At 36.0% G+C, this 12,004-nt stretch carries 10 protein-coding genes and 1 pseudogene; 2 read left to right on the top strand and 9 right to left on the bottom strand.

Going from position 1 to position 12,004, the window contains the following annotated elements; translation table 11 throughout:
• Nucleotides 1–134 precede the first annotated feature (134 nt).
• Nucleotides 135–1,301, top strand: a complete 1,167-nt coding sequence (locus tag HNS40_RS07470) for a hypothetical protein (protein WP_172279276.1) — start codon at nt 135–137, stop codon at nt 1,299–1,301.
• 92 nt (nt 1,302–1,393) lie between these two features.
• On the opposite strand, the gene HNS40_RS07475 is transcribed toward HNS40_RS07470, so the two are convergent.
• The 8 genes from HNS40_RS07475 to HNS40_RS07510 form a co-directional block, all read right to left on the bottom strand.
• Complete coding sequence (locus HNS40_RS07475; protein WP_172279278.1) at nt 1,394–2,683, bottom strand: DEAD/DEAH box helicase; 1,290 nt, start codon at nt 2,681–2,683, stop codon at nt 1,394–1,396.
• 119 nt (nt 2,684–2,802) lie between these two features.
• Nucleotides 2,803–4,020 (bottom strand): ATP-binding protein, encoded by a 1,218-nt coding sequence (locus tag HNS40_RS23485; protein WP_172279280.1) that lies wholly within the window; start codon nt 4,018–4,020, stop codon nt 2,803–2,805.
• Between the two features lie 123 nt (nt 4,021–4,143).
• The gene (locus HNS40_RS07485) at nt 4,144–5,262 is read right to left on the bottom strand and encodes a hypothetical protein (protein WP_172279282.1); all 1,119 of its coding nucleotides are present in this window, start codon (nt 5,260–5,262) and stop codon (nt 4,144–4,146) included.
• Nucleotides 5,255–6,145 carry a phosphatase PAP2 family protein gene (locus tag HNS40_RS07490; protein WP_172279284.1) on the bottom strand — a complete coding sequence of 297 codons (891 nt, stop codon included), beginning with the start codon at nt 6,143–6,145 and terminating at the stop codon, nt 5,255–5,257. The genes HNS40_RS07485 and HNS40_RS07490 overlap by 8 nt, the downstream gene beginning before the upstream one ends.
• Before the next feature lie 107 nt (nt 6,146–6,252).
• Complete coding sequence (gene odhB / locus HNS40_RS07495) at nt 6,253–7,527, bottom strand: 2-oxoglutarate dehydrogenase complex dihydrolipoyllysine-residue succinyltransferase (RefSeq protein WP_172279286.1); 1,275 nt, start codon at nt 7,525–7,527, stop codon at nt 6,253–6,255.
• A 185-nt stretch (nt 7,528–7,712) separates the two neighbouring features.
• Nucleotides 7,713–8,132: a PIN domain-containing protein gene (locus HNS40_RS07500; RefSeq protein ID WP_172279288.1), complete on the bottom strand. Its 420-nt coding sequence runs from the start codon at nt 8,130–8,132 to the stop codon at nt 7,713–7,715.
• Nucleotides 8,129–8,380 (bottom strand): DUF6364 family protein, encoded by a 252-nt coding sequence (locus HNS40_RS07505; RefSeq protein WP_172279290.1) that lies wholly within the window; start codon nt 8,378–8,380, stop codon nt 8,129–8,131. Before HNS40_RS07505 ends, HNS40_RS07500 begins: the two co-directional genes overlap by 4 nt.
• An 83-nt stretch (nt 8,381–8,463) precedes the next feature.
• Nucleotides 8,464–11,271 (bottom strand): 2-oxoglutarate dehydrogenase E1 component, encoded by a 2,808-nt coding sequence (locus HNS40_RS07510; protein ID WP_172279292.1) that lies wholly within the window; start codon nt 11,269–11,271, stop codon nt 8,464–8,466.
• A 310-nt stretch (nt 11,272–11,581) separates the two neighbouring features.
• On the opposite strand from HNS40_RS07510, the gene HNS40_RS07515 reads away from it, so the two are divergent.
• Nucleotides 11,582–11,863 (top strand): hypothetical protein, encoded by a 282-nt coding sequence (locus HNS40_RS07515; RefSeq protein ID WP_172279294.1) that lies wholly within the window; start codon nt 11,582–11,584, stop codon nt 11,861–11,863.
• On the opposite strand, the pseudogene HNS40_RS23105 reads toward HNS40_RS07515, so the two are convergent.
• A pseudogene (locus HNS40_RS23105) lies at nt 11,842–12,004 on the bottom strand (IS982 family transposase); the annotation flags it as partial. The gene HNS40_RS07515 and the pseudogene HNS40_RS23105 overlap by 22 nt on opposite strands.

Genomic DNA, 12,004 nt, shown 5'->3' on the forward strand with positions numbered 1-12,004 from the left:
TTTTCTTTTTGAGAAAGGTCGATTTTTTAATTCTATTTATCTCAAATAAAAATAGAGTCTGCTTCTTTATTTTTTGTGTTCCCAAACTGAAATATGAACTAATTTTGTAGGCTACAATAAAATAAAAAATGCTCATGAATTATAATATAGCCTATCTATCTAGCGATATCACTAATCAGGAATTGAAAAACCGTTCTGTAGTTATCCTCAACGATTTCTTTAAAATTAATAAACATACTTTTAAGGAAGATGAAGGTCAATTACTATTTATTGCTAGTGGAGGTTCTGAGCAAAATGCAGTGAGATTAACCAAAGATTTTCAAAATATAACATTGCTTTGCCATAGGGAGAGTAATTCTTATGCTGCAACCATTGAAATTGCAGCTTACTTAAGAAGCAAAGGCAAAAGAGCCAGTATTATTGATATGTTTGCACCTCATGCTTATCAAGAATTTGAGGAGGTTCAAAAGGTGAATGCAGCTCTCGATTCTTTGGCGAGGCAGAAAGCAGCTTTGATTGGTGAAGTTTCTGATTGGTTAATCATCTCCGATGTAGAGACCAAATTGGTAAAAGAGAAGCTAGGAGTTGAGCTTTTGAGATTGCCATGGGAAGAAATAGGGGACTATAAACAAAAGGAATCTTCTCTGGATTTCTTAAAATATTTTCCCGATTTTAATCCTGAAAAGCTTCAAGAAACAGCCAAAGTTTATACCCTATTGGAAGAAATGGTGAAGCAAAGAGGTATTTCTGCTATCAGTGTGGAGTGCTTTTCCATGGTCATGCGCGATAAGGTGACTGCTTGCTTGCCTTTAGCTGTATTGAATAATAATGATACCATTGCAGCATGTGAAGGTGATATTTGTAGTATGCTAGGAAAAATGCTCATTAAATCCGTTTCGGGAGTCATTCCTTGGCAAGCTAATGTAGCAGAAATTAAGGAAGACCAAATTCTATTGGCTCATTGTACTGCTCCACTTAACCTTCTAAAGTCTTTTGACATTACTACGCATTTTGAAACAGGAGTCGGTACCGCCGTAAGAGGAAAGTTTGAAAAGCAAGGAGTTGGTGTATTTAGAGTAAATAATCAGTTGGACAAATTTATGCTACTCCAAGGCGATATTATTAATACACCAGATCACGATTTTGCTTGTCGTACTCAAATCGAATTTAAAACAACAATGGCTCAATCTAGCCTCCTCAAGAATCAAAGTTTGGGGAATCATCACTTGATCTTTCCTGCTAAACATATTCCTTTGGTAGTGCGCTTGATGATGGTTTTGGGAATTGATAGAGTTTCCTAATTCTTTTGGATGCTAAGCTAAGGTTTAAAGAAGAAACGAGAAGATTAAATAGATAATCTTCTCGTTTTTTTTGGTTAAGCTCGGGTTTCAGTTTATCGGTTTCTAAAACCACTTTTCTTTTTGTCAGACTTAGAAAAGCGAGAATTACCCTGCTTTTTCTTATCCCTATTAGCGAAAAACTCTCTTTTCTTTCTTTGCTTTTCTTTTTCAAGCTCTTTTTTCTCTGCATTATTCATTACCTTATCGGTCTGAGGAAATGGATTATCTTCAATAACAATAAGTTTTTTATTGATGAGCTTTTCTATATCTCTAACAAATGCATTTTCTTCTGGCTCACAAATAGAAATAGCATTGCCATTCTCTCCAGCTCTTCCAGAACGACCAATTCTGTGTACATATGTTTCGGCAATATTGGGAATGTCGTAATTGATAACATATTTCAGTTTATCAATATCGATACCCCTGGCTGCAATATCTGTAGCTACTAGAACTCGAAGTTTACCATTTTTAAAATCAGCTAAAGCTCTTTGCCTTTGGTTTTGTGATTTATCCCCGTGAATAGCTGCAGCATCTACATTTTTCTTTTGTAGGTTCCTAGCAACTCTATCAGAACCATGTTTGGTTCTAGAGAAAAGTAAAACTTGTTTAATCTCTTTGTCTTTGAGAATGTGAAGCAAAAGGTTTGGTTTGCTTGCCTTGTTGGTATAGTATAGGTATTGCTTAATTAGCTTAGCAGTAGAGGAAGTTGGACTCACTTCTACTTTTTTTGGATTATGCAGAATTTTCCTTGATAATTCTACAATATTTTCTGGCATGGTGGCAGAGAAAAACAATGATTGCCTTTCAGCTGGTAGCTTAGCAATGATCTTTCTTATATCATGGATAAATCCCATGTCTAGCATTCTGTCGGCTTCATCCAGTACAAAATACTTAATGTCTTTTAAACTAATATATCCCTGATCCATGAGATCTAACAAGCGACCAGGAGTGGCCACTAATATGTCGATACCATTTCTGAGGGCATTGGTTTGGGGTTTTTGATTTACACCACCAAAAACCACCGTATTCCTTAGTCCAGTATGTTTTCCATAAGCTGTAAAACTTTCGCCAATTTGTATGGCCAGTTCACGAGTTGGGGTAATGATAAGGGCATTTATTTTTCTTGACTTATTATTGTCTCTTCTATCAATAAACAGGTGTTGCAGGATGGGGATGGCAAAAGCCGCTGTTTTCCCTGTTCCTGTTTGGGCACTTCCTAAAACATCATTTTTAGCTAAAATGAGGGGAATTGATTTTTCTTGTATAAGCGTAGGCTCTACATAATTTTCCTCATCAAGAGCCTTAAGTATAGGCGCAATGAGGTCTAGTTCTTTAAATTGCATTTAAAATTATTATTGTTATTCCCAGAAAAAGATTTGAATGATATTTATGGGAGGGTTTGTATTCTGCTGCAAAGATAAGCTTAATAATAATACCGATTACAAAAGTGACCTTCTAGAGATTATACCTGTTTTTTTATATTGAATTCAAAGTTGGAACCTTTGCCTACAACTGATCTTACTGATATTTCTCCTCCCAATCCCTCTACAATAGATTTTACTGTGGCCAAACCTATTCCTGTTCCATAACTGCCAGACTTGTCGGTATTTGAAGTGGTTTGAAAGATATCGAATACTTTTTCTATCTCATCTTCTCGTATACCTTTTCCATTGTCAATCACATTAAAATGAAAAAATCCATTTTCTTCTTTGGCTGAAATGCTTATGATAACCTCCTCATGGTCATTATACTTTATTCCATTGGAAATTAAGTTGATGAGGATCTGTTGAAAGGCTGTTTTATTACTGAAAATGCTTAGACTTTCATCAATATTTAGTTTGAATTGAGTGTATTTTTTAAATTGATGAAAACTGTTGTCAATAAGTTCATTTATGGTTTGATATACTTTCACTTCCGATTTATCAGTGGACAGTAGTTTGGTGTTTCTGCTATATTCCAATATACCATCAATAAGGCCAGTAAGTTTCGATGATGAATTACTTATGACATCCAAAACTTGTATAGCCTTGGGATCTACCGCATCTTTATACATGGCTTTAAATAAAGCCGAAAGCTGGATAATATTATTAAGAGGAGACTTAATATCGTGAGCCGCTATTCTGGCAAAATTGTCTAGGGCTTCGTTTTGAATACCAAGTTCGTAGAGTTTAATATTGAGTTCCATCGTTTTTCTACGAGCTTCAAATAATTCTATCACTTGATTACTAAGTGTGATTAAAGCTTTTTGCTGGGCCTCATCAAGTTCTTTGGGTTCGTGATCAATCACACATAGGGTTCCAACAGGATAACCTTCGGAGCTTACTAATGGAATACCCGCATAAAAGACAACGTTTGGAGCACCAGTTACTAAGGGATTGTCATGAAACCTTTTATCATCTCTTGAATCTGGAACAATCATCAACTGGTCCTTATGATTAATGGCGTGAGCACAAAAGGCAACATTTCTGGGGGTGGATTCTGCATCTAATCCATGCCTCGATTTAAACCATTGTCGGTCGTCATCAATCAAGCTAATAAGGGAAATAGGGGTTCTGCAAATATAAGAAGCAAGAGCTGTAATATCATCATATTCTTTCTCAGGCATGGTGTCCAAGATGGAATATTTCTTTAACTCCTCTAGTCTCTTAATTTCATTTTGTGGTATTTTAGGCTCTATCATGCTCTTTTAATGGTCTTTATAATTCTAAGTTGAGTCTTGGTTTTTTAATAGTATCCCGATATATATTTAATTCAAATATACTTTATTTAAAACAATGAGTCTCTATTTTTTCTTACAATAATATTATAAAGGTTTCTCATAAATTCTATACTTTTTATACACGATAGCATCTAGTCTCTCCATTAAAGCCCGCATTTTCGTATTCTCTTCCATAATTAAATGACTGTCTAAAACCTTCAGTTTTGCCTTCTTAGCAGATTCAAATAAGCTTACCGCCATTAAAGCATCTATTCCAGAATTACGGATATTGTCTTTTACGCAACCTAATAATAGATTCAGTTGATGTGCTTTTTTAAAAGAACGAAGAATATGAATAAATCCAAAAGGAAATAGGTGACCATTGGCTTTTCTGAAACCTTGGCTGATATCGGGCATGGCCACCACAAATGCGACAATCTTATCTTCTTCATCAGCTACGATTTTGATAAAATCGGCATTGAGCATAGGGAGAAAGCGCTCCGAAAACTCCTTAGCTTCTATCTCTTGAAGGGGTGCAAAACCATAGATATCCGTATAGGTTTCGTTGATGAGATCGAAAACAGGTTTTACATAAGGCCTTACATTTTTCGATTTATTGAATTCTAAAATCTTGAAACCGCGCGTTTGAACTCGTTCAGCCGCTTTAGCATAAAATTCAGGAATGACACTTGGAATATCCATACGGTATTCGAAGAGATCTAGCTTTTTGGTATAGCCATTTTTTTTAGTAAAATCTACCATATAGGGGAAACTACAATTGGTCACCATTACCGACATGGGATCTTCAAATCCCTCCACCAAATATCCTTGGGGATCCTTATCTGAAAACCCTAAAGGACCCACCATCTTTTCCATTCCTTTCTCTTTGGCCCACTTCTCTAAGGATTGTAATAATGAGGTATAAACCTCGACATCCTCAAAGGTTTCAGCGAAACAAAATCTTGCGTTTTTTTCGTTGTGCCCAGAATTATAAGAATGATTGATGATTCCCATCACTCTACCCACTGTTTTTCCATCTTTTTCTGCGAGAAGGAGAATAGTATCACATTGTTCGAAAGAATGGTTTTTCTTGGCATCGAAAACTTTCCATTCGTCTTGAATGAGAGGAGGGAGCCACTCCTTATGATTTTTATGAATGAGGAAAGGAAGGTGAATAAAAGTCTTCAAATCCTTTCTAGAAACAACTTCTTTAATTTTAATCATGGTCTAATTTGACTTGTGTATTTGATTTTTGTTGATTCCAAGGTGGGATTTGGTATGAAAAATCGGATAAATATAAGATAATTGGAGCAATCAACAATCCTCCAATAATATCTATGGCATAATGAGCTTTAATATAGACCGTTGAGAAAATAAGGATAATGACAAAAGGCCAAGCCATCTTGAAAAATGGAGGAAACCTTTTTTTAGAAAGTATTAAAATAATGATAGAAATTCCCACATGAGAACTGGGAAAAGCACCAGTGGGCTTTTCGGCCATTTTTTGTATAAAATCCATTATTTCTTTAAAAAGAAATCCATTGGGGAGGATACTCTCAGGAGGAGAAAAGTGAAATTGAGGCCCTGCTGATGGAAATAAACAAAAGATAAAATAGAAAATATAAAGTGAAGCAGTGAGTTTGAAAACAGCCTCCTTAAAATAATCTCTCTTTTTAAAATAAACATAGAGGATAAAAAACACAATTAACAAATAAAATGAGAAGTAGCCCATATACATCAATTCACTAAATAGAAGATTAGAAAAGAAGCCAGAAAATTCAATACTGGGTTGTATTCCAAAAATAGCGGATTCTGTTTTAACCAAATAGGGGTCTAAATTATCGAAGAAAAGTTTATTGTAATTTACAGTCTCAGAGTAGAAATAGCCACTAATAATTAATGGATACGTATTCCTGAGGAGTCTAAGAAATGGATTTGGATTTTTTTTAGAGAAGTAAATAAGAGCAAAAATAGCAGGAACGAGTAAGACTCGAAGGCCTATTAATAATTCTATATTTTGCACATTACCACTAGATATAAGCAGAAACAAGGTGCTTATACTGAGATATGCAAAAAACAAGATATCGATTCTTTTTGTCTTAGCCAATTTGAGATTTTTTCAACAGACAAAGATAGAATAAAGCAAGAAATGAAATACAAAAAAACGGCTTCACATTTAATGCAAAGCCGTTTTTTTTGGTTTTATTAGAAAACTTAAACCCCCAACAGCTCAGCCACAGGCTCAGCGCCATCAAACAACATCTTCTCAGGATTCTCGAGCAACTCTTTTACTTTTACCAAGAAACCAACGCTCTCTCTTCCATCAACTATTCTGTGATCGTAGCTTAAGGCCACATACATAATGGGATGAATTTCGACTTTTCCTTTCACTGCTATGGGGCGTTCCACAATATTATGCATTCCCAAAATGGCAGATTGAGGAGGGTTGATAATAGGAGTAGAAAGCATAGATCCAAAGACTCCTCCGTTGGTAATGGTAAAGGTTCCACCAGTCATTTCGTCGAGGCTGAGTTTGCCGTCACGAGCTTTTATGGCCAATCGCTTGATATCGGCTTCTATTTCGGCCAAGCTCATCATTTCTGCATTGCGAACCACAGGTACCACAAGGCCTTTTGGCGAACTTACCGCTATACTGACATCAGTATATTCAAAACTCACCACTTGGTCGCCGTCAATCATGGAATTGATTTGTGGAAATTGTTTCATGGCAATGGTACAAGCTTTGGTAAAGAAGGACATAAAGCCTAAACCCACACCATGGGTTTCTTTGAATTGCTCCTTGTATTTCTTTCTGATTTCGAAGATAGGCGTCATATTCACCTCATTAAAAGTGGTGAGCATGGCGGTTTCGTTTTTAACACTCACCAACCTTTGGGCCAATTTCTTTCGAAGCATGCTCATTTTTTGAACCTTTTGCTCTCGTCCACCTTCCCAGCTATCCTTACTGGCTTTAGTTGATGCTGCAGGGGCATTAGCTTTAGCATTTTTAAAGAACTCAATATCCTTTACTCCAACACGTAATGATTTATAGAAGGCTTCCAACTCTGATGCGTCAATATTTTCCTCCTCTATTAGTTTTCTTGCCAATGGAGATAATTTGAAATCAAAGCTATCATTAGCAGGCTTGGCTTTCTTTTCGTCTTTTGGAGCCTCCTCTGTTTTTGTTTCTGGAGCTTTTTCTTCTTTCGCTTCTAAAGGAGCAGGCGCCGAAGCTTCAGCAATTTCAACTTTTGCATCGGTGTCAATTCGTGCAATTACAGAACCCACATCTACGGTTTCGCCTTCTTCCACCAGAATTTCAATCTTTCCAGTAGCTTCAGCAGTTATGCTTAATGTTGCTTTGTCGGAGTCAACCTCTAAAATTTCCATGTTTTTGGCCACGCCTGCGCCATTTTCAACTAACCAACTGGCTATTTGAACTTCGCTTATGGATTCTCCCGGTGTAGGGACTATAATATCTATAATCATTAGACTGTTTTTTATGGCCACTGAGCAGAGTCGAAGTGTCCATGCATTATTATAATTCTTTACTCTGTATTTGGTCACTGAGTCTATCTGGCTACTTAGCTAGACTGGCCTGTTGAAGCGCCCAAGTTTTTTTTATCATTTGTAAAATGGTCATTTAGCTTGTGTAAATGGCCAAATTCTATTTTTTAATTGTTGATGACCTCCATAAACTGATTTGCAGTAATTGTCGGTATTCTCGAGTTTTTAAAATCTTTCAAATTTCTTGTTATTATAAAATCTTTTCCATTTTCTAAAGCTGTAAAATATTGAAGTGCATCTTCAAAATCAGTAAACATTTCATCATTTAGAGCCAAGCCAATTATTTTATCATCAAGTGGTAAAACTTTTACAATCAAACGAAGTTTTCGTAAAATCGATTTTGCTTTTTTACCATTCATTTGTTTCAAAAGGATATAGCTCGTATTCGCAATTGTCAGTGACGAAACAGATAATTCTATTATTTTTTTATCTGCTAATGAAAAAAGATCTGCCGCTTCCTGATAAAACGGTTGTCTTTGTGACAACAAATCTATGACGATATTAGTATCTAAAAATAGGTTTTTCATTTATATTTTTCTTCTAAATAATCACCATATTCTTTTTTGTGGTCAAAATCTGCTGGCAGGTCAATTACACCACTTAAGCTTTCAACTAATGGAGTTATAGAACTATCATCCTTTTCCTTTTTTTGAGCAGTTAAACTATCTAAATATGATTCTATCATTTTAGACAGGCTTATCTTGTGATCACGAGCATAAATTTTTGCTCTTGCAATAACATTGTCGTTTAATCTTAATGTCAGTTTTGTTTCCATAATAATTAGAAATTGAATTACGTACAAAAATAATTAAAAATACGTCAAAAAGCAAACGTTTTTATTATGAGTTAGTTGAAATATTATTTAGTATTAACTCTTTCAATTTCTGCTAGAACTTCTTTCCAGTTATTTCCTATACAAGCCATTTTGCAATCGGTTCCAACTCTTGGGCATTCTCCACATTCATCAAAAAGTTTTTCAATGATTTTACGTTGCTGCATATTGTGGAATTTGATACTTCCTGTTGCTGGACTTCCTGTTGCCGGACGTGAAATAATATGAATATCTAGATCATGCAATTCACTTCTGATAAAAGTCCAAGCACCCATATTGAATGGTTCTTCTTGTACCCATAAATAATCTTTGGCATTGCTGTATTTCTTCAGCAGCGCTTTTATCTGAACAATAGGTAAAGGATATAATTGCTCTAATCTGATAATGGCAATATGTTCCTTATTTCCAAGTTTGGTTTTTTCTTCAATGAGGTCGTAATAAATTTTGCCACTACAAAATGCAATTTTAGTCACCTTGCTAGCATCAGCTATTTGGTCATCTATCAATTCTTTAAATCCACCATTAGTGAAATCATCAACAGTAGAAGTCGCCAATGGATGTCTCAATAAGCTTTTGGGTGTAAATACAATTAAAGGCTTACGGAATTCTCGTTTTACTTGTCGGCGCAGCATATGGAACATATTTGCGGGAGTAGTAGGATTGGTCACCTGCATATTATTCTCCGCACAAAGCGTTAAAAACCTTTCAATTCTGGCACTAGAATGTTCTGGACCTTGGCCCTCATAACCATGAGGAAGTAAAACCACCAAGTCGTTCATGACCTTCCACTTGTCTTCAGCACTACTGATAAACTGGTCGAAGATAATTTGAGCACCATTTCCAAAATCACCAAACTGAGCTTCCCAAATGGTTAAATCATTAGGGGAGGCCAGAGCATAACCATATTCGAATCCTAAAACTCCGTATTCCGAGAGGAGGGAGTTAAAGATAGAAAAACGAGCTTGATCTTCGCTGATATTTTGTAATGGGGTATAAGTTTCGGCACTGTCTTCCAAAGTGAAAACAGCATGACGATGAGAGAAAGTTCCTCTTTGTACATCTTGTCCACTTATCCTTACCGGATAGCCTTCTTTTAATAAAGTACCGTAGGCCAAAAGTTCTCCCATGGCCCAATCCAACTTGTCGTCTTTAAACAACATGTTCTCGCGAGTCTTTTGAAGACGGACAATCTTTCTAAACAGATTTTTTCCTTCTGGAACTGCGGTTATTTTTTGTCCAACCTCCTCCAGATATGCTTTACTCACTGAGGTATCTGGAGAGTAATCAAAATCTTTATTCTGTGCTTTTCTTATACCAGTCCATTCTTCTTCTAGGAAATTACTGATATGTCCTTTGGTAATTTCTTTGGCTTTTTCTAAGCTTTCCTCCAGATGCTCATTAAAGCCAGCTTCCATCTGGTCTATCTTTTCTTGAGATAAAGCATTTTCGGCTAAAAGCTTTTTGGCATAAATTACTCTAGGATCAGGATGTTTTTCAATGGCTTTATATAGTATAGGCTGTGTGAAGCGAGGCTCATCACCTTCGTTATGACCATATTTTCTATAGCAAAGTAAATCGATGAACACATCTTTCTTAAATCTTTGTCGGAATTCCATGGCCAACTGCACCGTATAAGCTACTGCTTCCACATCATCTCCATTCACATGGAAAATGGGTGACTGAATGGTTTTTCCCACATCGGTACAATAGGTAGAAGTACGGGCATCTAAATAATTGGTGGTGAATCCCACCTGATTATTAATCACCAAATGGATGGTTCCTCCAGTTTTATAACCTTCTAGTTCGGCCATTTGTATCACTTCATAAACCACTCCTTGACCAGCTATACTGGCATCACCATGAATCAGAATAGGAGAGATGCTGTCTTCGCTAATATCGCTGTTTACATCATCAATTCTGGCTCTCGTCATTCCCTCGACTAAAGGATTTACGGCTTCCAAATGGGAAGGATTAGGAGATAAAGTTAAACGAACCTTATGGCCTTTTGAAGTTTCTCTTTCTGTGGTGGCTCCCAGATGATATTTTACATCGCCTAAAAGGTGAGTATCGTCATATTCATTTCCAGCAAACTCACTAAAGATGGTGTGATAAGGCTTTTTCATAATATTTGCCATCACATTTAAGCGACCTCTATGGGCCATTCCAATCATGAATTCTTTAATGCCTTTGTCGGCTCCAATTTCAATAACCGATTCCAAAGCAGGGATTAAAGCTTCGGCACCTTCCAATGAGAATCGTTTCTGACCGGGGAATTTTCTATGAATGAATTTCTCGAAACCAACAGCCTGGGTTAGTTTATAAAGAATCCTCTGTTTTCTTTCAGATACGAACTCGGGTTTGTTCTGTCGGGCTTCCATTTTCTCCTTGAGCCAAGATACCTGTTCGGTGTCTCTAATATATACATATTCCACAGCCACCGAGCCACAATAGGTTTTCTCCAGAGCTATAATAATATCTTTCAGCTTTGCAGGACCCATTCCTAGCTTATTTCCGGCTTGAAATACCTTTTCCAGATCAGCCTTAGTTAAATCATAGTTTTCTATATCTAGACTTGGCGAATACTGGCGACGGGTACGAACGGGATTGGTTTTGGTAAAAAGGTGTCCACGTTTTCTATAATCCTCAATCAGGTTGATGACCTTATATTCAGATGCAGAAACGGTATCTTCTTCACCATAATTTTTTCTACTGAACTCAAAACCCTCGAAGAATTTCTTCCAGCCCTCTTCCACAGAATCAGGGTCGTCAAGGTAGTTTTGATAAAGCTCCTCAATAAATTCAGGGTTATTATTTAAGTACGAATGCTTTTCCATTTAGGTTTTTTTATGTGTTCAAACACAAAGTTCTTTGCTTCAATCTGTATAAAAATAATCAGAATTGAGTTTAGAACGATTTTAAATAAGCAAAATTAGAAAATTCCGCCATGTAGACATCCTATTAAGAGCTTTTTCTGAGCTTTTTTTGGATTTTTTAGCAAACGATTGTAATTATTGGTGAATACTACAAGCTAAATGCTTGAGTTGATTTTAAATCAGCTCATCGAGACTGCTAAATTTTTAATATTTTCTTATGCATACAGGGATACAAAGAATATTTATTATTTTTGATACAAATCTCTCTCGTATGAAACGCCTATTAATTATCATCATCATCTCATTAGCTGTATTTTTCTCATCTTGTTCCAAGGAAAGACATCATTATCTCACTGAAATCGATAAAGAGTTCTTGGGACTAGCTGTTGGAGATACAAATATTCTGCTAGAGTATAACTATAACCTTTCCGAACCAGATACCTCTTTCAATTTTATTAAAGCAGATTATCGAGAATTTGAATCCGTTAGGACGGAAGGGTTTGCTGATATTCCCTATAAACCCGAGTTCGATTATAAAAACAGAGCTAATTGATCGTCTTTCTCCAAATCATATTTTATAGAAGGTTTTTTAGCAAAGAATGAATATGCGATAAGAGCGGCGATAATATTGGAGATAAAATTTTCAAAACTTCTGTGCCTAGAATGTTCAATTTGGCACATGTTTTTTAGTTCA

Origin of the sequence: Lentimicrobium sp. S6 (assembly GCF_013166635.1) — a bacterium.
In the GTDB taxonomy this organism is placed as follows: Bacteria; Bacteroidota; Bacteroidia; order Bacteroidales; family UBA12170; genus UBA12170.

What these genes read in the sequence shown, in the direction of transcription:
- HNS40_RS23485 (WP_172279280.1), bottom strand. Translation starts at nt 4,020, where the DNA reads ATGATAGAGCCTAAAATACCACAAAATGAAATTAAGAGACTAGAGGAG.
- odhB (WP_172279286.1), bottom strand. Translation starts at nt 7,527, where the DNA reads ATGATTATAGATATTATAGTCCCTACACCGGGAGAATCCATAAGCGAA.
- HNS40_RS07510 (WP_172279292.1), bottom strand. Translation starts at nt 11,271, where the DNA reads ATGGAAAAGCATTCGTACTTAAATAATAACCCTGAATTTATTGAGGAG.
- HNS40_RS07500 (WP_172279288.1), bottom strand. Translation starts at nt 8,132, where the DNA reads ATGAAAAACCTATTTTTAGATACTAATATCGTCATAGATTTGTTGTCA.
- HNS40_RS07470 (WP_172279276.1), top strand. Translation starts at nt 135, where the DNA reads ATGAATTATAATATAGCCTATCTATCTAGCGATATCACTAATCAGGAA.
- HNS40_RS07505 (WP_172279290.1), bottom strand. Translation starts at nt 8,380, where the DNA reads ATGGAAACAAAACTGACATTAAGATTAAACGACAATGTTATTGCAAGA.
- HNS40_RS07485 (WP_172279282.1), bottom strand. Translation starts at nt 5,262, where the DNA reads ATGATTAAAATTAAAGAAGTTGTTTCTAGAAAGGATTTGAAGACTTTT.
- HNS40_RS07475 (WP_172279278.1), bottom strand. Translation starts at nt 2,683, where the DNA reads ATGCAATTTAAAGAACTAGACCTCATTGCGCCTATACTTAAGGCTCTT.
- HNS40_RS07515 (WP_172279294.1), top strand. Translation starts at nt 11,582, where the DNA reads ATGAAACGCCTATTAATTATCATCATCATCTCATTAGCTGTATTTTTC.